The sequence below is a fragment of the Acinetobacter sp. YH01020 genome, assembly GCF_013420275.1.
Lineage (GTDB): Bacteria > Pseudomonadota > Gammaproteobacteria > Pseudomonadales > Moraxellaceae > Acinetobacter > Acinetobacter amyesii.
The window spans coordinates 11,156-36,274 of the sequence record NZ_VOYN01000005.1; the positions used below are offsets into that span (position 1 = coordinate 11,156).

General features: G+C 39.5%; 18 protein-coding genes and 1 pseudogene. 10 read left to right on the plus strand and 9 right to left on the minus strand.

What is annotated here, in order from left to right:
* Positions 1–207 precede the first annotated feature (207 nt).
* The 7 genes and pseudogenes from FTT85_RS03300 to FTT85_RS03330 all read left to right on the plus strand — a co-directional run bounded on the left by FTT85_RS03300 (position 208) and on the right by FTT85_RS03330 (position 8,161).
* The gene (locus FTT85_RS03300) at positions 208–705 is read left to right on the plus strand and encodes a hypothetical protein (RefSeq protein WP_180073562.1); all 498 of its coding nucleotides are present in this window, start codon (positions 208–210) and stop codon (positions 703–705) included.
* Complete coding sequence (locus FTT85_RS03305; RefSeq protein WP_180073541.1) at positions 702–2,882, plus strand: hypothetical protein; 2,181 nt, start codon at positions 702–704, stop codon at positions 2,880–2,882. Before FTT85_RS03300 ends, FTT85_RS03305 begins: the two co-directional genes overlap by 4 nt.
* The gene (locus tag FTT85_RS03310; protein WP_180182856.1) at positions 2,879–5,842 is read left to right on the plus strand and encodes a site-specific integrase; all 2,964 of its coding nucleotides are present in this window, start codon (positions 2,879–2,881) and stop codon (positions 5,840–5,842) included. The genes FTT85_RS03305 and FTT85_RS03310 overlap by 4 nt, the downstream gene beginning before the upstream one ends.
* A 90-nt stretch (positions 5,843–5,932) precedes the next feature.
* Positions 5,933–6,301 (plus strand): MbcA/ParS/Xre antitoxin family protein, encoded by a 369-nt coding sequence (locus FTT85_RS03315; protein WP_004974310.1) that lies wholly within the window; start codon positions 5,933–5,935, stop codon positions 6,299–6,301.
* Positions 6,302–6,580: 279 nt separating this feature from the next.
* Positions 6,581–6,842 (plus strand): annotated as a pseudogene (locus FTT85_RS03320) (helix-turn-helix domain-containing protein).
* Between the two features lie 206 nt (positions 6,843–7,048).
* Entirely contained in the window at positions 7,049–7,435 is a 387-nt protein-coding gene (locus FTT85_RS03325; protein WP_151203565.1) for a diacylglycerol kinase, read from the plus strand.
* A gap of 39 nt (positions 7,436–7,474) precedes the next feature.
* Positions 7,475–8,161, plus strand: a complete 687-nt coding sequence (locus tag FTT85_RS03330) for a phosphatase PAP2 family protein (RefSeq protein ID WP_151203563.1) — start codon at positions 7,475–7,477, stop codon at positions 8,159–8,161.
* 50 nt (positions 8,162–8,211) lie between these two features.
* On the opposite strand, the gene FTT85_RS03335 is transcribed toward FTT85_RS03330, so the two are convergent.
* The 9 genes from FTT85_RS03335 to FTT85_RS03375 form a co-directional block, all read right to left on the minus strand.
* Complete coding sequence (locus FTT85_RS03335) at positions 8,212–9,528, minus strand: ATP-binding protein (protein ID WP_151203561.1); 1,317 nt, start codon at positions 9,526–9,528, stop codon at positions 8,212–8,214.
* A gap of 3 nt (positions 9,529–9,531) precedes the next feature.
* Positions 9,532–10,203, minus strand: a complete 672-nt coding sequence (locus tag FTT85_RS03340) for a response regulator transcription factor (RefSeq protein ID WP_151203559.1) — start codon at positions 10,201–10,203, stop codon at positions 9,532–9,534.
* A 1-nt stretch (position 10,204) separates the two neighbouring features.
* Positions 10,205–11,881 carry a phosphoethanolamine transferase gene (locus FTT85_RS03345; protein ID WP_180006176.1) on the minus strand — a complete coding sequence of 559 codons (1,677 nt, stop codon included), beginning with the start codon at positions 11,879–11,881 and terminating at the stop codon, positions 10,205–10,207.
* Between the two features lie 368 nt (positions 11,882–12,249).
* Entirely contained in the window at positions 12,250–13,614 is a 1,365-nt protein-coding gene (locus FTT85_RS03350) for an ATP-binding protein (protein WP_004974307.1), read from the minus strand.
* Positions 13,615–14,277 (minus strand): response regulator, encoded by a 663-nt coding sequence (locus FTT85_RS03355; RefSeq protein ID WP_154320134.1) that lies wholly within the window; start codon positions 14,275–14,277, stop codon positions 13,615–13,617.
* Positions 14,278–14,349: 72 nt separating this feature from the next.
* A complete protein-coding gene (locus tag FTT85_RS03360) occupies positions 14,350–15,657 on the minus strand; it encodes a TolC family protein (protein ID WP_004974304.1) in 1,308 nt (435 codons plus the stop codon).
* On the minus strand, positions 15,657–15,980 hold the full coding sequence (locus FTT85_RS03365; protein WP_004974301.1) for a DUF3240 family protein: 324 nt from the start codon (positions 15,978–15,980) through the stop codon (positions 15,657–15,659). Before FTT85_RS03365 ends, FTT85_RS03360 begins: the two co-directional genes overlap by 1 nt.
* Positions 15,973–19,056: an efflux RND transporter permease subunit gene (locus tag FTT85_RS03370; RefSeq protein WP_004974298.1), complete on the minus strand. Its 3,084-nt coding sequence runs from the start codon at positions 19,054–19,056 to the stop codon at positions 15,973–15,975. Before FTT85_RS03370 ends, FTT85_RS03365 begins: the two co-directional genes overlap by 8 nt.
* A gap of 10 nt (positions 19,057–19,066) precedes the next feature.
* A complete protein-coding gene (locus tag FTT85_RS03375) occupies positions 19,067–20,290 on the minus strand; it encodes an efflux RND transporter periplasmic adaptor subunit (protein ID WP_004974297.1) in 1,224 nt (407 codons plus the stop codon).
* An 868-nt stretch (positions 20,291–21,158) separates the two neighbouring features.
* Between FTT85_RS03375 and FTT85_RS03380 the strand changes: the two genes are divergently transcribed.
* From FTT85_RS03380 to FTT85_RS03390, 3 genes are read left to right on the plus strand one after another with little or no spacing between them, the layout of a single operon-like run.
* Positions 21,159–22,385 (plus strand): SfnB family sulfur acquisition oxidoreductase, encoded by a 1,227-nt coding sequence (locus FTT85_RS03380; RefSeq protein ID WP_218955421.1) that lies wholly within the window; start codon positions 21,159–21,161, stop codon positions 22,383–22,385.
* Between the two features lie 11 nt (positions 22,386–22,396).
* Complete coding sequence (locus tag FTT85_RS03385; protein WP_180182858.1) at positions 22,397–23,620, plus strand: SfnB family sulfur acquisition oxidoreductase; 1,224 nt, start codon at positions 22,397–22,399, stop codon at positions 23,618–23,620.
* Positions 23,620–25,056, plus strand: coding sequence for an LLM class flavin-dependent oxidoreductase (locus FTT85_RS03390; protein WP_180123838.1), 1,437 nt, complete (start codon positions 23,620–23,622; stop codon positions 25,054–25,056). The genes FTT85_RS03385 and FTT85_RS03390 overlap by 1 nt, the downstream gene beginning before the upstream one ends.
* Positions 25,057–25,119 lie beyond the last annotated feature (63 nt).

Sequence of the window (25,119 nt, forward strand, 5' to 3'; positions counted from 1 at the left end):
TATAGTTATTTAAATAATATAAAAACACAATATATGGTATTTTTAGCCATTGTCCCACTATTGAAAATTATATGAATATTATTGTTTTATTTTCAGCCATTTGGCACAAATATGGGGAAGTATCACTGTATGTCTGTAAAAAAGAAAAGCATATCCTATTACCGCGTACCCACAAAAAATCTGCAATTAATATGCTATCCAAACAGTATGCACGCCTACCAAGTTTGGATCGCCTTATTTTTCCAGCTTAATGAAAAACAGCAAAACTATCATTTGGATTTTACTTTTAAACAGCATGTCGACATCCCACTCCTTACAACTAATAAACCGGATCTCTATTTTTTTAGTAGTCATTTCAGCTGGATCTATGCTCATTTTCACCATAAAAACAAAACTGAATTGAAGTTCAGAGCTTATGAGAAAAATAATTCCTACGAATTCACCATCCAGGCTTTAAGCGAAGTAAGGGGCTTACTGTGTTCCGGATTACATCACTCAATTCATGGCTTAGATATCATCGCACATTGGCTAAATGAACAATACTTAGCTGCACATCTTCAGGAAGTTTTCGGTCAGGAAGCCTTAACTGTCAATCATCTACGAGAACTATCAGGGCTGTCTAAATCCAAAAGTCCGGTAAGTTCTATTTCAAATTATACAGGTCCATTGTCATTAGAAAAAATTCTGGCGGGAATTTCATCATGAACGGATATAGTTATTTAGTAGATACTCAGGCATTACAGCTTGAGCCATTTCGAGACTTCTATAAAAAATTAGCAAAAGCAAAGCTGGAAAATTATCAGGATTCAATCAAACTCAATGACTTCATTAAACCTACTGAAATCGTTGAAATCAACAATATTATAAATCAACAACTTGCAGACAAATCAATCAGTGAATATCCTTTGGTTCATTACCTTGTTGCAGTGATCAACACCCCTTCAGCCTATCAAGCTAATGCACTGAAATGGGCCATTTTCAATACTCAATGTATTGAATCGCTTGATAGCCAAGAACATGCCTCCACTGTAGCTAATCTTTGTATGCGTTTTCGTTTAGCCAGCACAAAGCGGGAATACCATTGGCTTTATAGCTTCTTACCAGCTCTTCCTATGGATTTGGAGGATCTGCTTGAGTTTTTAAATGAAACTGAAGTAGAGAATAAAGATTTACTTGAACGTTCTACTCCAAAATTAACAGCAAAACAAATTGGACAACTGGCAAATATCCGCGTTATTTATACGTATGCGTATACTCAATCAGATCGTCTAAAAAGACACCGACAAAATAATCCAAGCGTCCAAGAGCCTCCTCAAACCGATGTTAGGAAGACATCAAAAATAACTCTCGATTATGAGCAAACTCATCAGACTCATTTTGAACGCGGTATAGCAAAACAACCACGTGAGGATAAAACTATAGAAAAAGTTGAAGACCATAATTTTGAATTCAATTCACTAGAGCAATGTTCTATTACAGCTCAGATCAATAATCTCAAAAACAAAATTCTGCATCAAAACAAGAATGAATTAATGAGCAAGGCAAATCCTCATGTCTTCGATTTGCCTACTGCACAGTACATTATGCAAATTTTATTAGAACAGGCAGAAAACTCTCCAATTCATGCATTGCTTTTATTCTCAGTATTTAGTTTCACGCATTATGAAGAGCTACTGGTATTCAGAACTCGTTTCTTTCTAAGCTCAAAAAGTAAAGAAATCCGTTTTACTCATGGAAACTGTTTTTTCAAGCAAAGTATTGATAACTCTAAATTTAAAGATGCATTATTAAAAGAATATATGCTCAACATTGGTAATTCTTTTACAATACCCTTACCCAAAGTTTATTTAGATCAAATCTTTCAGTTAAAAAATTGGGATAAAGCTGATATTGCTTCTGATGTGCAAGAGTATCTACGTAGAATCAGCGATGATATTACTTTCCCTTTAACAGCTCAAAATCTTCCTCGTTTAATCAGTGATATTACATTGAATGAACTAGGATATGAGTTAGAAAGTAAATTATTCGCTGGGGAGAATGTTAACAACTACACTCCATGCCATTATTTTTCAACAAAAATTATTGATATCTTAGATATTTATATTCAAACACTTGATCTGGTTGGTCCTCAGCTTGACACTGGATATATTGAGGAATTTAAATCCCCTATTACGTTTGGCAGTCAGCAAGTACCGGATCTCCCATTCGTCCAGTCTTTTTTTTACCAGCTTGACCACCAAGTTCGGAATAATCCCAATCCCTTTCAGACTTTAAATCATTATTCAATCTGGCTTTGGCATATTTGCATGCTGACAACTTCAGCACGGCCGAGTGAGTCCTTCCCACCCAATCTAGATTATATTGACCTTGACAACCAATTGATGGCAGTTGCAGATAAAGAGCAGCGTTATTCGAGTACCATTGGACGCTATTTACCTTTTAATAATTTTCTCCGTGATGAAATACAGCATTACCTAAAGTATTTGAAACATTTTCTGCACCTCACTAAAGCCTATCTGTCGCAAGAACAAGTACAAGCAATCCAAGAGGTCTTCGATGGTGAACATCTCTTGCTCTTATTTTACGATTCGAAAGGATATGTCCGAAATCTGGAACTTTCTGATATTCAAAAATACTGTACTGAAATAGCATTACAGCGCAATTGGACCCGCCACTTCGCTCGCTATTTTTTTGCCCAATACTGCAATGAAGATCTAATAAAAGGCATCTTTGGTCATGACGAAGCTATGCAGGAACTGTTTAACCGCTATTCAGGTTTTGAGACAACAGATTACGATCAAATTAGAGCAGCACAAGACAAGCTGGTCGAAATTTTAGAACTTAAAAGCATGTCAAATTTCACAGGAATAATGATTACATGAGCAAACATCCTCACTCGCTCAAACGATTAAAGAAACATAGAGAGAGAAAAGCGTTTCTTCTGCAATTATTTAGCGAAAAATGCTCAGAGATGACACTTGAAAATTATCCTGAAGTTTATCGACAAATTGATGACCGGCTTTTAGAGCGCTGTAAATCCAATATCCGAAGCTACCAAATAGCACGTATAGAATTTGCTAAATATATCAAGCGCTTTAATCTTTCATCGGATCACCACTATCCGGTGCCTGCTGCCCCCGTGAGGCACGAAAGGTCTCTGCCACTACAAAATATTGAAACCTTAAAACATGGTAAAAAAGTTAATCAATTTGCCAAAAATATGATTGCTTACTGGACACGACATAATGACTTCAGTCCAACCCAATCACTTGGCTTCTGCTTGATCAGTTCAATATTATTTAATGGCATTTATAACCATGCCGAACTGCAAAAGTTTTTAAAAATCATTTTAAAAACAAAGAAATTTCAAAGTTTTTTAAACCTGAATCATATTGTTTCACTTGATATCCCGAACCGGAATTTCGGTAATCAGCGTATAAATAACCCTGATTTTTCAGTCAGCTATACCAAAACGTTTGTGCTACACGATATTGTGAAATGCTGGATCTACAGACTAAAACATCAAAAATTTGATTTATTTTCGGATATTGAAGATGCAGAACATCTGATTAACGCTTGTATTATTGAATGCTTCCCTGAGGAAAAGGTGCGTTGTAAAGACCTGTTAAAATACGGTTTTTACTATACACAGTTCCTGAAAAACAGCGGGCTGGATCAAATGTCCATTTGTATCTTAAAAAATGAAATTTACAGTTCCAGTCCTCTCGAAAAACAATTAGCAGCTTATTTTGTTCAGGTTGAACAAGCTCATCCTAATAACAATAAGATTGAGAATACTTGTGAAAACCATCAGGCTCCCTCTATAACCAATATTTCAATGGATATAGCTGATGCTTTAGTAGAAATACGTCAAGCTATTCGTGCAAAAAACTATAGCGATCGACTCATAGAATTATATGCCAAGGAACAACCTCCAGCCTTGGAGCGTTTACTGCTATGGACTATTCTGCGCTCAAAATTAACAGAGGCACAACTTGACTGCCTTAATCAAATTATCCAACAGTTGCAACGATTTAAACGTAAGCTTATACAAGCAGATTTTCAGCCAATTAAGCAGAGTTCTCTAAATACCATGTTTTCACAGTTTGCAGTCCATTGGCTGCAGGCAACGCAAGACAAAGATATTTCATCATTTTCAGATGCTGATTTTGAAGATCTGTATGGAGAAATGCTTTTATTAAAGAAAGAAACAACTAGAGCGACTTTACAAAAACGTCTACAGGAGTTTCATCACAAACAGACCTTATTTTTTAAAGCACCTACTATCGATCTAGATAATTTAATCCAGGTAAAAATCTGCAGAACAGCATTGATCTCGCCCCATATTTTTCACCACGTGCTAGAGCAGCTCGAAAATACTCAAGATATTTCGATTCAGGATAAAAATATATTTAAACTGATTTTTATTCTAGGGTTCAGAGTCGGACTACGGATCAATGAAACATTAAATATCTTCGTACGTGATCTATTTATTAGTGAAGATGCAGTGATACTCACCATTCGCAACAATCGCAATAAAAATCAAAAAAGCTACTCAGCTTACCGCAAAATTCCCCTGCATCATCTACTTAAAGCCGACGAATTACATGCATTTAAAACATATAGTCAGAATAGAAAACGTCTGCTAAAAAAACAAGGAAAATCAGTTGCACAACCGCTATTTTTAAAACAGTCCTTAGAGGAAACTCATGAAAATGAAGTGAATTCCCTATTTAAACAATTGATCCAACCAGTTTTTGGAGAACACAATTTTACTTACCATAGTCTGCGCCATTCTGCATTTAATCATCTTTACCTGATTTTAAAAAACTCAACACTTGCAGATGCATTTACTGACTATAGCCCACATGAGCAATTACGTATCCGTTATGCATTGTTGCGAAACAGAAATAGTCAGCAAACCTGGTATGCACTCTCTCATTTTGCCGGGCACCTAACGCCTGAAACCACTTGTTCAAGCTATCTGCATTTAATGCATCTGGCAATTAGCTACCAGCTGAATCAAATGCACAGCCCGCTTCCTAAAGAAGCCTATTTTAATATTCTGAAACATGATGATTCTATTAAATATCCTGTTCAGCAGCGGGCGATCAAACAGTTTTTATTTGATCAACTCACTAAAGACCGTTACAGGCAACATGATCATCAATATCAACAAAGGCAACAGAAATCGCCTGATTCACTGATGCTAGGAGCTCATGACTCAGAGATGACTTTTGAATTATTGCATCACATTCTTGCAGTAGAAAAAGAGCAAGATCTTCTGTTACCTGAAGGCATTCCTTTGCAAATCGCACAAAAATTACGTGCCAGAGCCCTGCATTTGAAAACCTCCTGTGTAAACCAAAAAAAATCATCGAGGTTATTTACCACAGATTTTTTAAGGAAAACTCCTGCTGCATTAGTTACCATGTTGCCAACCAATCAGGAGGAGAAAAAGGTCATTCACCATGTCCAGGAGCGTTATGCAAATGTACAAAGTAAATATAAAAAACAGCTTCATATGATCTACTCAATTTATCTTGAAAAAGTTCAGCCAAATTCAGCCCAGTTAATTTTTGAACTGAATGAAAAACGGCAACTGAAGAAACTTCTTTCTTTTATTCATAGCTTATTTCCCAAAAAATATCTTCATTTAGAACTCTCTCAGCAGAGCAAGACAGAGCTCAAAAAGACATTACAGGATTTAACATTACGGGCAGAAAACTTCAGCCTGAATGAAAATGAAAGGCGAATTAAATTCTGCTTCAAAGGTAAAGAGGCAAAAGCACTTGGGGTATTCAAATTACTGATGTATCTCATGATAGTTTCTCATCTTTAAGCTGTTTGTAATAAAAATTTGAACTATGAGAAATGGTAATCAAATAGTATAAACTCTAGATATCAGCAACGTCTGAAACAGAGATCAGTCATGCATAAAACACCAGAAAAAATTGCAAAACAAAAAAAGGTATTAGCTAAAGCTGTTTTATCATCTGCAAATCAACTTGGTTTGACACAGGGCCAGCTTGCTATCATTCTCAATTTAGATTCAATAGAAACTTTAAATTCGCTTGAGTTAGATCCTGATTCAAGTCAGGGAGAGCTCGCAATTATTTTAATTCGTATTGCAATATCACTAGATGCTTTAACAGGTGGAGAGGCTAAATGGATGCAGCATTTTATGAAGGCACCAAATAAGTTAACCAAAGGCATTCCAATAGAACAGATTCAGACTACTCAGGGATTAATTACTATATTAAACGTAGTCGAAGGGCTTCGGCTTCAGGGTAAATATTAAGATATACAAGGCCTTATTACACACAAAAAAAGTCATTGTTTGTCTAATAATTTAAATTTAAGGTATAAGAAGTTCCTCTTCTCAAGAGGTATACAACTGCCTCATTATTGATAACTGCCATACATATATGGATTCTATTAACTTAATTCGAGGCTAAATTGAATCTTATAAGTTCAATTTAGCCATTCAAGAATCATTATAAAAGTTTGCTATATAGCGAACATTAACTATTATTAGTTAAAAGTTTGCTATATAGCTAACAAATTTGGGGAGCAAAAAATGGCTACACGAGGTGAAATAGGTAAAAAAATACGTTTGGCCAGAAAAGGATTGGGCCACACACAGAAAAGTCTTGCAGAAAAAAACTAAAGTCAATAAAACAACAATTTCAGAGATGGAAAATGGCCGTTTTACAGGTTCATTTGACATATTTGAACGTGTGCTTGATGGTGTTGGTTTACAATTCGAAGTGAATAAAAAAAATTGTAAATTGCCACAGTGGGATGAAATTGAAGAAATATTTTCAGAATATGACAAATAAATAAACAGCTTTTTTACACAAACATTCAAAAGGTGAATTCTCCCCAATCCATTCAAATTAATTTTTTATATGAAAGCTGATTGAAATACACATCTAGATCATAAATCTGATTAGATAAATGCGGATCAAATCGACATCCATTTTTAAGAGAGTTTTAAGGTTAAGAACTTAAATTAATCAAATCTCGTCTTAACTGAATCACTTCTATGTCCCCTGATCGTTCACTCTATAAAGGCACTTCCGGAATACAACGTATTTTCAATGCTACCCGTTATTCCGCGGCCGGTCTTAAAACAGCCTTCCGAACTGAAGCTGCCTTTCGGCAGATCGTGCTAATTAACCTGATTTTGATTCCTCTTAGTTTTTGGATATCCGAGAGTCTAGCTGAGCAAGCACTCATGGTGGCTGTGTGCCTGCTAGCACTGATTGTTGAACTGATTAACTCAGCAATTGAGGCAGTAGTGGATCGTATTTCCATAGAACAGCATGAGTTATCCAAAAATGCTAAGGATATGGGCAGTGCCGCTCAGTTTGTCGCACTCAGTTTAATTACCGTAACTTGGGGCATCATTTTAATCGGTCATTCATTGTGACCTCATTTTTGCTACAACGACAAGAATGGAATATTTAAAATGTTGTCAGAGCGATCTCGTTTTTTACTAAATCAAATATTACTACTGAGTTTCAGTTTTTTGGTTCTTTTGAACTTCTTTGATATTGGAGGAGTGCTTGATTTACAGCTTATCTATCCCTTTATCGATGGTCAGGGACAATTTCCCCTTCGGCAAAATTGGGCGCTGGCAGAACTTAATCATCGTTATGTTAAAGACATGCTGATTCTGGTGTATATCCTATTATTTCTAGGCTGGCAGGTCTCACTAAAATGGCAGAACTGGCATACGCGGCGCTGGGAATTTGGCTATTTCTTTAGCATGGTAGCAGTGACCACAGCCTCGATCGGAATTTTAAAATCCCAGTCAGCCCATGCCTGTCCCTGGAATATGGTTATTCCTACTTATGATGGTATTTTATGGGATTTTAGTGCTACTGCTGGCCACTGTTTTCCTGGAGGGCATGCCTCTAGCGGTTTTTCCTTAATGGCTGGCTATTTTGTTTATCGCATGTCTAACCCCAAGCGGGCTTATTTCTTTCTGATCGCTGCGGTAATTTTAGGGTTAGCCATGGGCTGGGCACAAATGATGCGTGGAGCGCATTTCCTGAGTCATAACCTTTGGACTGGCTGGATTATCTGGTGTCTGAATGTTATCGGCTATGCGCTATTTAGTCACAAATTAGAGATAGAAAAAACTGTTCCTTAGCGCGTTTAATCAAGCAGCCTCAACGCCCAAATAGCCCTAAGCCTATCCCCTTAGGCTTTGGCTAAAGGAAATTTGACCTGTACACAAAGGCCACCCAGATTGAGACTTCGGGAAAATTCTAGTGTTCCACCCAAGCGTTCGGTGGCTTTATCTACAATGGACAAACCCAAACCACTGCCAATTTCTGCATAATTATGTATCCGGTAGAAGCGTTGCCGAATCTGATTGAATTGAGCAGTATCAATCCCGGTTCCGCTATCTTCGATCTGTAAAACTGCCTGCTGGCCTTGCTGGAAAATCGATACGTTAATTACGCCATCCTTCGGACTATATTTAATCGCATTATCGATCAGGTTATAAATAATTGAATGCAAGGCCGAAGCTTGGCCGTGAATCAACAGTTCCTGTTGCTGCTCCACCCCTAAATCAATTTCTTTCTGTAGTGCCAGTTGGATCAATTGCTCAATGCAGGCGACTGTCATTTGATTCAGAGACAGGGATTGTACAGGCTCAGTTAAACCATCTGTGACTTCCTGTTTGGCCAGACTTAATAGCTGATTTACCAGATGTTGCATCCTCAAGACGCCCTGACTCAAGTTGTGCAAGGCATCACTTTGTGGAAATTGCTGTAATAATATCTGCAACTGTAAATTCAAAGCTGTCAGTGGTGTACGTAGTTCATGTGCAGAGTCTGCTACAAATTGGCGCTGCTCTTGTTGTGATAGGGAAATACGGCCAAACAGGTAATTCATTTCCTGAATGGTCGGTTCCAGCTCCAAGGGATAATCTTTCATTGCGATCGGCTTTAATTCTTGAGCCTTACGGCTGGCCAATTCTGTTTTAAAATCATTAAGAGGCTGAAAATTTCTCCGAATTACCCAGCTTAAACCGAATATAGCAAAAGGAAGAAATAGTACATAAGGGAGAAACATGTTCGCTGCGAGTTCCAATGCTAATTCTTGCCGGACATTTTTTTGCTGGCTCACTTGGATCTGCAATTGGTCTCCAGGAATAATATAAGTTAGCCAAGTCCCGTAAGGGGTCTGATGCGTATAGAATCCTGCTTTCTTGACCGATGCAACCAAAACATCCTGTGGATGTAATGTAGTATGTGTATAAGACCAGATATCTACAAATAAATCTTCCTCACTATACTGTTTTTCTAAATCGATCTTGCTTTGTAGCGGTTCTGGACGATTTTCTGCAATGCGCTCTGCGAGACTTTGCATCTGTTTGTCCAAGACTTCATTAATTTCTTCAAGTGCAATCCGGTATGCTGCAAAGATTAGTACACAGCCCAATACCACGCTAAACAATGAAATATAAATAATTAGACGTTTTTGTAAGGAATAACGTTTTGGCTTCATGCTCTATCCTAAGCGATATCCTAGACCACGGATCGTCCGTATAAAGTCTTTTCCTAATTTGGCGCGCAGATGATGAATATAGACTTCCACAGTATTACTACTTACATCACTATCGAAATCATAAAGTTTGTCTTCTAAATCGTTTTTAGAAAAAATTTTGCTAGGATGCATGAGGAGTGCAGTGAGAATAGACCATTCCCGATTAGACAACTCGATCGGTTCACCATTAAAGCATACGATGTGCTGTTCCAGGTCCAGTTCCAGCCCACTGTGTGATAATTTCTTATTCATATCTGTCACAGTATTTTTTAAGCCGGCACGTCGGATTAAGGCATGAATACGGGCCAGCAGTTCGTCAAACTCATAGGGTTTAATCAAGTAGTCATCAGCTCCCTGATTCAGCCCATCTACCCGGTTTTGTAATTGATCCCGGGCAGAGATAATCAATACCGGTAAATTCGGAAACTTCTGCCGGATATTTTTTAGCACCAACATGCCATCCATCATTGGCAAACCTAAATCGAGCAGCACAATATCGTAGACCTGCTGCTGTAATTGTTTTAAACCCTCAATCCCATTATTGACCCAGTACACCTCAAACTGATGCAGTTTAAGCAATGTTTCAGTCGACTCGGCAATCATAAAGTCATCTTCAATAATCAGTATTTTATGCATTTCAAGCTCTGTTTTTTAATGATGATGAGCATTGTGCAAGCATATCATTTTTAGCTTCAATCACTTGCGTTTTTATATCCAGCATACTTAATAAGCTGGGGAAAAGATGATCGTGACTGCGTGCCTGTCCGGTCTGTGTTTTTAAACAGTTTAGCTGCAGGGCATTATACTGTTGCCAGGTATCAGAAAACCACATCAGCATTGGGATATGGGTTTGCTGCGTGGGCGCCATGCTATAAGGAGCACCATGCAGGTATAAACCGTGCTCTCCGGTAGATTCTCCATGATCAGACAGATACCAGAAACCGGTTTGATATTGAGTCTGTTGCTTTAAAGTTTCAATGATCTCGGCAAGAACATGGTCTGTATATACAATCGAATTATCATAGCTATTCTTTAATTCTTCTGTACTGCAGCCCTGAATGGCATTGGTATTACAGGTCGGTTGAAATGGCTGATATGGTGCTTTGGAGCGCTTGAAATATGCGGGGCCATGACTGCCCATCTGATGCAGTACAATTAACTGCGGTTTCGAGTTGTTTTTATCCAGATGCGCCAGATAATCTTTCAGGCTATCCACCAGGATTTCATCAAAACATTCACCACCAGCATCACACCATCTCTGTTTCAGTTGGGCTGGAATCTGGTATTTTTGTACGCGGTCACAGGCACCTTTACAGCCCGAATTATTATCAATCCAGGTCACCTGATAACCGGCCCGCTGAGCAATATCCAGCAAACCTTCTCGGTGGCTAGCCAACTGTTCATTATAGTTTTGACGTGTCATCCCTGAAAACATACACGGTACTGAAACAGCTGTGGCAGTTCCGCAAGAACTGACTTGATTGAAATTAATTATCGGTAACTTGCTCAGTTCAGGATTGGTATTGCGTGCATAACCATTTAAAGCAAAACTCTCGGCACGTGCAGTCTCCCCAACCACCAGCACCATCAATTTGGGTTGTTTCTGTATTTGAGCCTGCTGCAGCAGATGGGCATCTTCACCATAAGGAATCAAAGGCAAATTGGCTTTAGGTGCTTTCTTTTTATAGTAGGATACGGTGGATGCAATACTATTTTGCGGGGAAATCATGCCCTTCAGATCGCGGTGCTCGCGGAAGATGGCTGCATAATCGACATAAAAACAGAATAACAGTCCTAGAATCAATACGGCCGAAAGCAGACTGCTCAGGCTTTTATGCAACAATTGACGCCCGAAAGATGCAGGCTGAATGTTCAGCATCCAGACGATACACAAAGGAAAAATCACAAAGACCAGCGTCCAGATCACCAGCCGTATTGACCAGAGATCACGGACTTCCCGGGCATCGGTCTGCAGCATATTCTGGATCTGGTCCGGCGTAATAACAACCCCCAGACTATTGACAAAATAAGCACTAAAACCGCCCAGAATGATCAGCACACTGGCCAGTATCTTGGCATTCCATTTCCAGTTCAGCCACTGCAAGACCAGATTGTACAAGCCGATAACTACCAAGACTGTAGCCGCCAATAATGCGTCTGCCTTGAGGTTGGTATAAGGCGTCAGTTGATGGATTTTCTGATAGAAAGCAAAGTTTAAGACCAGTCCCAGCCAAATGGCGAGTAACAGGTTGAAGCGTGCAAGGCTGAGGGGTTTGATCTGGCGTAGACCGGGAAAAGAAGGCAGCTTAAGCATTTTTTTTAGTTCAAAGACTTTAATATGCTTTAGCCTAAAATTTGAATCTTAAAAATGACTTAAAATAATCTGAGAGCTACAAAAACTTATACATATTTTGATTTCAAATCAAATCTGATAAAACCAAAAATGCAGCCCAAGCACGTTGGGGAAAATCCGCAAGTAATGCTCAAGCAAATCATGAGCACAGCCCGAGTATTACTCAAGTCATGCTTGAACCAGGCCCTGGACTGCCACCATTCTCCTAGACAAATTTCGTCTATTCTTTTTGCATAGGAGAGAACATTATGAGTGGACAACGATATACGCCAGCATTTAAATTAAATTTATAAATCAATATGATAAAATCTATTTTTTTGACTATCGTTTTAATAAATATTCAATTTTTTGAAAAATTCAATTCTGACAATCAATCCTCCAACTGCATTTGCACGTTGTAAAGTAATCTTGCCTAAATGAGAGTCAATAATCTGCTTCACAATAGATAATCCCAGACCACTTCCTACTACAGAACTGGCTTGATTTATTCTATAAAAACGCTGAAATATAAATGGGATTTGTGCTTCATCTAGACCTATGCCGTTATCTTCAACCTGTATAAAACTACCATTTCCAATACTTCCACAACTGACTTTAATAATAGGTTTATGTATTGAACTACGATAAAGAATGGCATTTTCGAGTATATTTCTCAACATAATTTCCAACTGATCTGACTGCCCCCAAACGCACACTGAGGTGAGATGCAATTGTAAGTCTACACCTGCTTTTCTGAACTGAATACCCATCATTTCAACTGTACCTTTAACAATATCTACCAAATCAATATTGCTTTTGTTTTGTGTGGCATTCGGTTCAAGCCTCGCTAATGTAAGCAACTGAGTAATCATTCTTGATGCTTTGTCTACTCCTGTAATAATGTCCTGTGCAGCTTCCTTAGACTCCTCATTGGAACGTGCATTTTGAAGTACTTGGGCATGTAAGCGTATAGCAGCTAATGGTGTACGGAGTTCATGAGCGGCATTTGAGGTAAAACGTTTTTCACGTTGCATACTTTCAGCAATCTCACTAAGTAAGGTATTTAAAGAGCTCACTAAAGGTTCTATTTCTTTCGGTACAACTGGCTTAATTGGATTTAAATGTTCAATGGATTGTTTTTCTAAGTTTTGACTAATGCTATATACAGCCAATAAATGACGACGGATCGTGCAAATAATCAACCATAATAATAATGGCAAAAATATGATTGAAACCAAAATCAAAAACAGCAACATATCTTGCTGAATATCTTTTCGAATTGTCCAAACCTGCGCAATTTGTACCTGTATTGTATGCGTACTATCCCAAACAGAATAACTACGATAAGTATTATTATTCAGTTTAATCCAACCAAAATTATCTTGCTGAACAAATGGCTGTGTTTCCACACCAATAGAACGATAAATTAATTGTCCATCACGATGCCAAATTTGAAATACAATTTGGTCATAATGCTCACCCTTAGCTTTTTCAATCACTGTATGCTGCGGTACTTTTCCATCTAGGGTACTTAGAGTCGTAGACAATAAAGCATGAGCAGTTTCTGCTAATGACTTATCAAAAATATTATTGGCAGTGTTTTGCATTCCCCAATAAATACTTCCTAAACTACCCAACCAAACGCTAGTGGTAATTGCCAGTAAAATTATAGATAAGCGCTGGGTTAATGAATAGCTGCGAATTGGATCAGCCATTTAATGCTGTTCATCCATGATATATCCAAAACCTTGTACTGTACGGATAATATTTTTACCTAATTTCCGACGCAAGTTATGAATATGGACTTGTACAACATTACTACTCACATCAACGTCATAAGCATAAAATGAATTTTCTATATTTTCACGCGAAATTACACGACCACGATTGAGAGTAAATAACTCCAATAAATGAAACTCTTTATGTGTCAACTCAATTTCGACTTGATTTAACAGTACTTGTTTACTCGCTTTGTTAATACTAATATTTCCAACCTGAATTAGGTCCCCTACCTCTCCTGAAATTCGGCGTAATACAGCATGAATCCTTGCTACGACCTCATGTAAATCATAAGGTTTAACAACAAAATCATCAGCTCCTGCCTCTAGACCTGTAATACGATCATCAACTTGATCTTGAGCAGTCAGAATAATAATTCCAACTTGATTCTTTTTGCGACGTAGTGATTTTAAAATTTCAATCCCATTTCGATCAGGCAAACCTAAGTCTAGTAGAATAAAGTGATAATGATAACTCACTAAAAAATGGTACGCTTGCTCTGCTGTGCTCGCAATGTCAACTACAAAGCCCATTTGATCTAGACCACGTGCAGTTGCTTTTGCCAACAAGCTATCATCTTCTACCAATAGAACTCTCATAACACCTTTTTCTCTTGCTTACCAAACTACAGCGCAAATTTATAATCCCTACTATGCTCGTAAATATTACTGTTAAATTCTATCCATCTCATGTAAAGGCCACAATTGATGAGAATCAAGTAATAAGGAACTCATACTTTCTGCATAATCTACTTTAGCTTGATCGACTCGGCTACGTGCTTCAATCAATTGCTGCGAATGCAACAAAAGCTCATTGAGATTCAACTCACCTAATTTATACGCTTTTTGCATCAAGTGATGTTGTTGTTGCAACAGTTGTAAGTTTTCTTGCGCCTTCGTATTCCGTACAGTCGCTGACTCCATTTGAATCACCCACCCCTGTATTTCTTGACGCAGACGTTTTTCTACACGCAATACCTCCAAATCCGCTTTTTTTGCTTCTGCCGCTGCCATTCCTGAAGCAATACCGACTTGTCGCGCAGTCAAAGGAATTGAAACACTAACCCCTAATAAATTCTCCTCTCCCGATTGCTCCCTACTGTAACCAAAACCAATCGTAGGATCTGGCAGTCTATTAAGCTGCTCTCTTTTTAATACTGCGTATTGCTGTGTAGCTTGCATCCTTACGAGTGCTAACTCATGATTAACTGACAAAATTTTCTGTACCCACTCTGCTTGACTATACTGTATAGGGCTAGGCTGTATAACATCGCTGCTCCACTGTTCAGGGATCTTTCCTCTATAATCGCGGGCCAACAATTGCTGAGCTTGAATATATGCAGCTTTAGCTTGCATATATTGTTCCTCAAGTTGTTGGTACTCATTCTTCAAGAGCATTAGCTCAAGTCGTGGTGCATCTCCTGCTCGAATACGTTGTTCAGTCACTTGGATAAATTGCTGAATTTGATCCAGCTGTTCTTGCAGTCGCTTCAAATGCAATGTGCTTCGCATATAAGCAAACCAACTATTTAACAACATTTTAGATGCTTGATGTTGAGCATTCTCATACTTCAGTTCTGCAATACTTGAAATACGTTGTGCTAGATCTTGATCTAGCCGGTATTTATTAGGCAAACGTATTTGTTTTTCTATCCCCAAACTAGGTTCATAACTATTGGCTTGTTTTCGCTCTAGTTGTGTATCCGTCTTACGTACTTGCATACCGGCTGTAACAGTCCACGGATTTTGCCCTACTTTTAATCCTTGTCGGGCAAAGTCTGCATAATCTTGCTCTGATATTGCAGCACGCACATTCGGATGTTCTACTAGACTCTGTTGTACTGCTTCAAGTGGTGGCAAAGCAGCTTCAAGTTGAGGTTTTGCAATTGCTGTCGAAGCCACTGTAAAACAATAGCCCAACCCAAACAGATACCAAATTTGGCCTAGAAGTGTTGATTTAAATTTGATATTTAATGTCATTAGTCAAGTGCTCCTTGGCTCATATAACCAGAAATTAATGTAGGTATGACCCAATAAAAACAATCACTTGATTTAAATTTTTGCTGAATATGCGCCAAAACCAATGATACAGATTCGTGTTGTACAATCAGCAATATAAGATTCCGTTCAGTTGCTCCGCGAATTTTTTCCTGAACATTACGATAATGTTGGCGATTACCAAACCCTTGTGCGTTGACACAAGTACACCCTGAAATCAACTCAGGAATTAACCACAAATGCTCCATAAGTTCTTCAGCAATATCAGAGGACACGTTAATAGAGAGTTGGCATATTTCAGACATGATGATCTCGCGCTAAACCAAATTTTTTAAACAAGTTAGGAAGTAAAATCAGAGTCAGCAAAGTACAAGAAATAAGCCCTCCAATCACAACTATCGCCAATGGACGTTGAATCTCGGCACCAGGGCCAGTAGTAAATAACAATGGGATCAAACCTAAAGCTGCAATACTCGCGGTCATCATGACTGGACGTAAACGGCGCATAGCACCTTCACGAACAACTTCCTCAATTGCAACACCACGAGAAATCAGTTGATTAAAATAACTAATCATCACTAAACCATTCAGTACAGCAATCCCCATCAAGGCAATAAAACCAACTGATGCAGGAACAGATAAATACTCACCTGTTAATGCTAATGCAAATACTCCACCGACTAACGCAAAGGGAATATTGACGAAAACCAATACGGCTTGACGCACCGAACCCAAAGTCGTAAATAGTAAAAAGAAGATCATTGTTAATGCAGCAGGTACAACAAGCATTAAGCGAGCAGCCGCACGTTGTTGGTTTTCAAATTGCCCCCCCCATTTGAGTGAGTAGCCGGTTGGTAACTTGACTTTCTCTGCAACCAATTGTTTTGCTTCATCTACAAAACTAACTAAATCACGATCACGTACGTTGGCACGTACCACTGACATTCGTGATGCATTTTCACGATCAATTTTTACGACACCCTCAGTCTTAACCACTTCTGCTAAAGATAACAATGGCACTGCAGCTGCATTCTCAATTGGCAAGGCAATATTGGAAAATTCAAAACTCGACTCTCCCAAACGTGGATCCCCTTTCATCATTAATGGAACAGGGCGCCCCTGTTCAATAATGGAACCTATTTCTTTGCCTTCCACGAGCATCTTGAGTTGGGCTTGAACATTTTGACTGTCCAATTGATTTCGTATAGCCATATCACGATGGATTCGCAGCTCTTGATACTGTACTCCCGAATTTTCGAGTGTCATGACATCTTCATTGCCTTCAATGCCTTGTAGAACTATTGCAATTTGCTTTGATAAATCATTAAGCTGGTCTAAATCACTTCCAAAAATTTTGACAGCCAAATCTCCTCGTACTCCAGACAACATTTCTGAAGTGCGCATCTCTATGGGTTGACTAAATGTTAAGTTCACGCCAGGAACATCTTGAAGTACAAGACGAATTTTTTCTAAAATTTGCTCTTTATTTTTGACTTGCCATTGCGTTTGTGGTTTTAGCACAATGAAACTATCTGTTTCATTTAACCCCATAGGGTCTAATCCCAATTCATCAGAACCTGTACGTGCCACAATTCTTTCAACTTCAGGCACTTGTTCCAAAATACGTTTTTGAATATCCAGATCTAATGCAATTGAGTTTTGTAAGCTAATCGAAGGGATTTTTTCTAACTGTAAAATAGTATCTCCCTCATCCATGGTTGGCATAAATGACTTTCCAATGAATGGGAAAATCAATGCAGCCAGAAGTAAGGTACCACCTGCTAAGACATAAATCTGTTTAGGATGGGCTAAACTCAGATTCAAAAGTTTTCGGTAACCAGTTTCTAATTTAGCTACTAAAAAGGGTGTGTGATGTGCTTTCGGTTTTAGAAAGAATGAACACAGTACAGGAATCACTGTCAAAGAAAAAATTAGTGAACTTGATAAAGCAAATACAATTGTTAAAGCCACAGGTGAAAAGAGCTTCCCTTCCAATCCTTCAAGCGTGACCAATGGAATAAACACTAACATAATAATGATCATGCCTGCTGTGACTGGTACTGCAACCTCAGACACTGCGCGGTAAATCATATTTAATGGCGGTAAAAAAGAACGTTGCGGTGACTCTTTTGCTTCAGCAAGTTGCATTTCAATATTTTCAACCACTACAACTGCAGCATCCACTAATAAACCAATCGCAATCGTCAAACCACCTAAAGACATTAAATTGGCACTTAAACCAAAATGGTGCATCATCAAAAAAGTACTTAGTGCAGATAATGGTAAAACTGCCGCAACCACTAAAGCAGACCTTAGGTTTCCTAAGAACAATAAAAGTAAAATCAAGACTAAGACAATAGCTTCTAATAACGTTTTACTTACGGTATGAATGGCTCGGTTTACCAACTCACCACGATCATAAAATGGTTCAATCGTTGTACCCTGTGGCAGAGTTTTTTCAATGTCGGACAAATGCTCACGAACATGTTGAACGACTTGACGTGCATTCGCACCTTTTAAAGTTAATACAATACCTTGGACAGCCTCACCTTGGCCATTTTCAGTCACTGCACCATAGCGTGTGAGTGCTCCAGTATGTACCTGTGCAACATCTTTAACCCGCACCAATGTTCCTTGATGGCTAGAAACAATAATATCGCCTAACTCTTCAAGGTTTCTGACGCGGCTATCGCTTCGGATCAGTAATGACTCTCCATTTTCATTAAGCCGCCCAGCACCATCACTGGCATTATTTAGCTCGATTGCCTGTTGTAGCTGTGTTAAAGATAAGCCTCGTGCCGCCAGGGCCTCTAAATTAGGGGTCACTTCAAATGTACGAACAAGTCCCCCCAAAGCGTTAACATCGGCGACCCCTTCAATTTTACGAAGTTGTGGACGAACCACCCGATCAAGTAGAGTTCGTTTTTCCATATCACTGAGTGGCCCATGTAAGGTAAACATAAAAGATTCACCTAATGGGGTCGTCATGGGTGCAATTCCACCTGACGTACTACTTGGTAATGCAGACATCACATTACTTAAACGTTCATTCACCTGTTGTCTAGCCCAATAAGGGTCAGTGCCTTCAGCAAAGTCTAATGTGATAATCGCAATCGCGTATTTAGATTGCGAACGCATTACTGTCTGATGAGATATTCCCAACATTTCTTGTTCAATGGGTACAACAATACGGCTTTCCACCTCTTCGGGCGTCATGCCGGGCGATTTCATCACAATTTGTACTTGCGTACTTGACACATCAGGAAAAGCATCAATTGGTAGTTTCGTAAAAGCAATGTAGCCTGCCACACTGATCGCCAATGTGAGCAATAATATTAAAATGCGCTGACTAAGTGAAAAGGCGATAAGACGTTTTAACATATGTCTCACCTCAACGTTCTGTAGTGCTAATAGGTGCTTGCTCTGCACCAAAGCCAGACCACACCGCCTTGAGACGCTCTACACCACTGATAGCAAGTTGCATTTTGGGTTTTAATTTTTCAGCTGTAATATAACTTTGCTGCTGATCAGCTGATAGAACTTCAACCGTTACAGCTTCAAACCCCTTCTGATTTTTAACAAAAATAATGTGTTTACCATCTTGTGAGGTTATGGCAGTACTTGGTACTGGCCATGCTGCAATTACTGTTGGCTGCTTACTTTGAACATGAACTTTGACAAATTGTTGCACCCGCAAACAATTATGTTTGGTATCCATTTGTACGATGATATTTTGAGTTTGTGTATTCCCTACAAGTGCTGGAGCGATATTTTGTATATGCCCTGTAATATCACAACCTTCAACCTGAACAACATCCCCAATATGCACATATTTACTGTCAGCTAAATTAGCTTGTAATAACAATTGTAACGGTGAATCAGCGTTTACAAGTTGACCTAATACTGTACCAGCCTCAACATACTGACCTGTAGAAACCTGTAAGTTTTCTATATAACCACTTGTTGGGCTTTTAACATAGACAATGGAATTTAGACTATTTACCTGCCCTCCTCCCATAAATTGCAGCATTCGCTGTTTTGCACCTAAGTTAATATTAAGACGCTGTACTTGATTCTGTGCCTCTTGCACACGCTTCTCGGCAATAATGCCTTCAGCATATAAGCTACGTTCACGTGTTAAATTTTGCTGGGCTAATTGTTGTTGAGCACGAAGCTGCAATATTTCATTTTGAATCTGAATTAAATCTGGACTATGTACAGCAAGTACATGATGATTCCGGGTAACTTCTGCCAAGGGTTGTACCAAAACTTGCTGCACCATTCCTGAAACAGGACTAGTCAGTACAACTTTGCTTTCTGGTGACCACTGTACTTGCCCTTGTAAAATAATTTGTTTTTGTATGTTAGTAGAAGAAGCACCTAATGTGTGTAATTTGATCCCAACTTGCTCAATTTGTTTTGAAGAAATTAAGATTTGTTGCTCTGAGACTTCAGGACTCCTCTCAGCCTCTGAAACCTGTCTCTCTACTTTAGCCTCTATATTTTTATTCGAGAGCAGCTTACTTCCCCACCATAGCCCAAGGCTAATCAAGATCAAGACGCTCATTAGATATAATAGTTTTTTAAAATTTAGTACATCTACTCGCTGATCCACTCGTTTCATCCTTCAAGAGATTTTCTCTACAAAGCTAAGATTAAGTTCTTAAGATCAGATTAAGTTTATAAACCTATTTCAGACTGCATAGGCCCAAGTGAACCGTATTGGGTTTGTGGGAGACTTTTATTTAACTGATGTTACGTAGTAAGTGCATTTTGAGCATCTTCGCTACTACATGTTGTAGTCGATTTATAAATTATTAATAATCATTATATTAAACTATATATTGTTATTATTTCTCACGAAAATCAGCATCAAAACATAGGTGACTTTTATAAACTAAAATGTCTAAAATGAAGTGACCAAAACCACATTAAATGATCTAAATTGATCAAAATTTTACTCCACCAAAAACTATATACCAGTAATCAAATCATATACTTATAATTAAGGTCATTTAATGGAATAAATCTCGGTGACCTTGCCAAGGTTGGGGTCGGGAGTTCGAGTCTCCTTTCCCGCTCCAAATTCAAAAAGCCCTCATCGAAAGATGGGGGCTTTTTTATTGCAGATTGAAAAACATTTGAATCAATTTATAGCCCTTTTTTAATCTTTGCATAGCTCTATGATATTGAGCATCTATTGGAGTTCAAGCTGATTGACCACCATTAATAAAAAGTATTAAAAAAAACAGCTAAGCCTCTGTCTTAGATATATTATTTTTAAAGTTGAATATCTACAAAGTTGCTAACACCAGATTTTCATCATCAATCCTCTTGTTGTTTTTCCTACATCTATTGTTTTAAATCAAACACTTATTTTATCAAATTTGCATATTTTTTATGCAGATTAAATGCTAAACAGACATTTTGCTAAGTTAAGAATAATCCATCATTTAAAGAATCACGGATTTACGAGTAGCGTTTTGATATCTATTAAAGGTGTCATTATGTCTCATTTAATCTCTGAAAATATTCATGTTATTGAAAATGACTTAGAAGCGATTCATGCAGCTTATCACGTTGCCGATTTTGCTTTGGAAGGTCGAAATGAACGTGATCAGAACCGCCTACTCCCATTTGCAGAAACCGACTTATTCAGTCAAAAAGGTTTAGGTGGCATTCGTATTCCCAAAAAATTTGGCGGTGCCTACGTGTCCAACAAGACACTGGCGCAGGTTTTTCGCATTATCAATAAAGCAGATTCTAGCGTGGGCCAAATTCCACAAAACCAAATTGCCTTGCTGTATATGATTGACCTCATGGGAACAGATGAGCAAAAAGCCTTTATTTTTAATGAAATTTTACAGGGAAAACGTTTAGCTAATGGTGGGCCAGAGCGCAACACCAAAGACACTAAAACCTTAAACACAACGCTGCGCATTGAAAATGGAAAGTATGTTGTTAATGGTGAAAAGTTCTATTCAACCGGCAGTAGTTTTGCAGATTGGTTGGCGATTAAAGCCGTTCACCCTGAAGGTCATGTTGTCCTGACCATCATTGATCGACACGCTACAGGCGTAGAAGTGATTGATAACTGGAATGGTTTTGGTCAGCGCACAACGTCTAGTGGCACCGTCAAACTAAACCATGTGGCAGTAGACCCCCTATTAATTTTTGATGAACGTAAGCTTTCTGCAGGGCCAACGTATCGAGGTGCCTTTTCACAATTGATGCAAATCGCGATCGATGTCGGGATTGCGGAAGCTGCCTTTGCAGACACCCTTTCTGCGGTACAAAAAGCCCGTCCGATTGTGGATGCACAAGTTGAGAAAGCCAGTTTTGAGCCCTACACCCTACAAGAGGTGGGTAAATCTGCAGTTTTATTGGATGCTGCGATTTTACTTTTAGATGAAGCCGCAGATTACCTCGATGAATTAGATCAGCTTGATCAGGTGAGTGAACAACAAGCTGCTCTGGCTTCGATTCGTGTCGCAGAAGCCAAAATCTATGCCAATGATGCAGCCTTACAGATCTCTGAAAAACTCCTTGAATTAGGCGGCAGCCGTGCAAGTTTGAGTGCCCATAATCTTGATCAACACTGGCGCAATGCCAGAGTACACACCTTACATGATCCTGTGCGCTGGAAGCTGCATACCTTAGGCGACTATTACTTAAATCATAAATTACCTGCACGCCATGCGTGGATTTAAGGAGAATTCTGATGACCTCATTTCCAAATATTAATTCGCTACAGGCCATATCAACAACACCTGCGCATATTATTCAGTCCGATGCAGAAGCACTTGAAATTGCAAAACAATTAGCCGAACAATTTAGAAAAAATGCCGTGCAACGTGATGCCGAACGCATACTGCCGTTTGATGAAATCGAGGCCTATAGTCAATCTGGTCTCTGGGCAATCACGGTTCCCAAGGCATTTGGCGGTGCCGAAGTTTCAAGTTATACCGTGGCGCAAGTGATTGCGCTTATGAGTGGTGTAGATGGCTCAATTGGGCAAATTCCACAAAACCATTTTTATGCATTGGAAGTATTACGAAACACCGGCACAACTGAACAAAAGCAAAAGCTTTATGCCGAAGTGCTTGCTGGCACTCGTTTTGGCAATGCCTTAGCCGAGTTTAAAACCAAGACCGCTGCGCAAAAACAAACGTCGATTCGCCCTCATGACAATGGTTTTGTGGTGAATGGTGAAAAGTTTTATTGCACCGGCAGTTTATTTGCCCATCGTATTCCCACATTGGTCAAAGACCAAGATGGTCGTGAATATTTAGCCTTTATTGCACGTGAAAGTACAGGTTTAGAGCTGATCGATGATTGGACAGGGTTTGGACAGCGCACCACGGGTAGCGGCTCTGTAAAATTTCACCAAGTTGCAGTTCCTGCCATAGATGTCATTCCCTTTGATCGGGCATTTACGGAGCCGACATTGGTTGGGCCATTTGCGCAAATTATGCATGCTGCGATTGAAGTCGGTATAGCCCGCGCAGCCTTTGAAGAAAGTTTGAGCCGCGTACACCAAGCTCGACCATGGATTGATTCAGGTCTTGATCTTGCAAGCGAAGATCCTTTAACCAAATACGAACTCGGTCGCATTGCCGCAGATGTTCGCGCCAGTGAGGTCTTACTGAAACAAGCCGCTCGTGCCATCGATGCTGCTCGCCCACAGCCCAATGCCGAAAACATCGCAAAAGCCTCATTAGATGTAGCGAAAGTGCGTGCGCATAGTACTGAAACTGCACTGAAAGCGGCTTCAAAATTGATTGAGCTTGCAGGCAGCCGTGGCAGTCAGCGTGAAGATGGCTTAGATCGATTTTGGCGTAATGCACGTGTCCACACCTTGCATGATGCAGGGCGTTGGAAATATTTCTTCATTGCCAATTACCTCCTAAATGGCGTATTGCCCCCACGTCGAGGGACCTTGTAATGAGCGAAATCACCACAGCAGATACCCAATCACATCCAGCCAAGAAAATTTTACTGAATGCCTTCGACATGAACTGTGTCGGCCATATCAATCATGGCTTATGGACCCATCCACGCGATGAGTCACACCGCTTTAATGAACTGAGCTATTGGACGGGTCTTGCCAAAACCTTGGAGAAAGGGCTGTTTGATGGGCTATTTATAGCGGATATCACAGGGGTCTATGATGTTTATGAAGGCAATATCGATCTCACACTTAAAGAATCGATCCAACTGCCGAGCCATGACCCCAGCACCCTGATTTCTGCAATGGCTGCGGTCACTGAAAACTTAGGTTTTGGTGTAACAGTCAATTTGAGCTATGAAACGCCTTATCAATTTGCACGTCGATTCGCCAGCCTAGACCATCTGACCCAAGGTCGAATCGGCTGGAATATCGTGACTGGATATTTAGACAGTGCAGAACGCCTCATTGGGCAAAAAGGCTTGAAAGATCATGATCTACGCTATGAACAAGCCGAAGAATTTTTGCAACTTTGCTATAAGTTTTGGGAAGGCTCTTGGGAAAATGATGCGGTTCAAAAAGATAAAGTACATCGAATCTTTAGTGACCCAAAAAAAGTACATGCCATTCAACACCAAGGCAAGTTCTATCAAAGCCAAGGGGTATTTCAAGTTTCCCCGTCGATACAGCGCACCCCTGTGTTGTATCAGGCCGGTGCTTCACCACGTGGCTTAGCTTTTGCCACACAACATGCGGAAGGCATGTTTATCGGTGCAGACAGCGCTGAAAAAGTCAAAAATCAGGTACAGAAAATTCGCAGTCAAACCGCAGCGCAAGGTCGTGACCCACAAGCCGTAAAACTCTTTGTCGGCATTACGGTAGTGACCGCAGAGACCGATGAACTCGCCCAAGAGAAATTGGCTGAATACATTCGCTATGCCAATCCTGAAGCGGGACTGGCACACTTTTCCAGCTCGATTGGGATGAACCTCGCCAACTTTGCAGAAGATGAAGCCATTCCGTATCAGCAGACCAATAGCATCGCATCGGTCAATCAAAAATTTAAAGAGCAGAAAATTACGCGCCAAGATTTGCGTGCTCAGCACGTTCTAGGTGGGCGTTATCCGCTCTTTGTTGGGAGTGGTGCCAATGTTGCAGAACAGTTAATTGATTATTTGGATGAAACTGGCATCGATGGATTTAATCTGACTCGCACCGTTGCACCTGAGTCACATCAAGATTTTATTCGTTTGGTCATTCCTGAATTACAGCAACGTGGTCGCTATAAAACTGCATATGACACCGGTAGTTTGCGGCAAAAACTGTTTCAACAAGGTGACCATTTAGCCACGACACATCCTGCTCATCGCTACCGATGTCGCACTTCCGACGCGGGATCTCAGGCAGCAATTAAAAACGTTGAGACAGCATAAGCTGCACTTAAAAAATAAAATTTTAGTCAAAAAATTTAATTATTTCAAAAAATAGAGGTGTGC

Coding starts and splice junctions, on each gene's coding strand:
- FTT85_RS03300 (WP_180073562.1), top strand. CDS start 208: ATGCACGCCTACCAAGTTTGGATCGCCTTATTTTTCCAGCTTAATGAA.
- FTT85_RS03305 (WP_180073541.1), top strand. CDS start 702: ATGAACGGATATAGTTATTTAGTAGATACTCAGGCATTACAGCTTGAG.
- FTT85_RS03310 (WP_180182856.1), top strand. CDS start 2,879: ATGAGCAAACATCCTCACTCGCTCAAACGATTAAAGAAACATAGAGAG.
- FTT85_RS03315 (WP_004974310.1), top strand. CDS start 5,933: ATGCATAAAACACCAGAAAAAATTGCAAAACAAAAAAAGGTATTAGCT.
- FTT85_RS03325 (WP_151203565.1), top strand. CDS start 7,049: ATGTCCCCTGATCGTTCACTCTATAAAGGCACTTCCGGAATACAACGT.
- FTT85_RS03330 (WP_151203563.1), top strand. CDS start 7,475: ATGTTGTCAGAGCGATCTCGTTTTTTACTAAATCAAATATTACTACTG.
- FTT85_RS03335 (WP_151203561.1), bottom strand. CDS start 9,528: ATGAAGCCAAAACGTTATTCCTTACAAAAACGTCTAATTATTTATATT.
- FTT85_RS03340 (WP_151203559.1), bottom strand. CDS start 10,203: ATGCATAAAATACTGATTATTGAAGATGACTTTATGATTGCCGAGTCG.
- FTT85_RS03345 (WP_180006176.1), bottom strand. CDS start 11,881: ATGCTTAAGCTGCCTTCTTTTCCCGGTCTACGCCAGATCAAACCCCTC.
- FTT85_RS03350 (WP_004974307.1), bottom strand. CDS start 13,614: ATGGCTGATCCAATTCGCAGCTATTCATTAACCCAGCGCTTATCTATA.
- FTT85_RS03355 (WP_154320134.1), bottom strand. CDS start 14,277: ATGAGAGTTCTATTGGTAGAAGATGATAGCTTGTTGGCAAAAGCAACT.
- FTT85_RS03360 (WP_004974304.1), bottom strand. CDS start 15,657: ATGACATTAAATATCAAATTTAAATCAACACTTCTAGGCCAAATTTGG.
- FTT85_RS03365 (WP_004974301.1), bottom strand. CDS start 15,980: ATGTCTGAAATATGCCAACTCTCTATTAACGTGTCCTCTGATATTGCT.
- FTT85_RS03370 (WP_004974298.1), bottom strand. CDS start 19,056: ATGTTAAAACGTCTTATCGCCTTTTCACTTAGTCAGCGCATTTTAATA.
- FTT85_RS03385 (WP_180182858.1), top strand. CDS start 22,397: ATGACCTCATTTCCAAATATTAATTCGCTACAGGCCATATCAACAACA.
- FTT85_RS03390 (WP_180123838.1), top strand. CDS start 23,620: ATGAGCGAAATCACCACAGCAGATACCCAATCACATCCAGCCAAGAAA.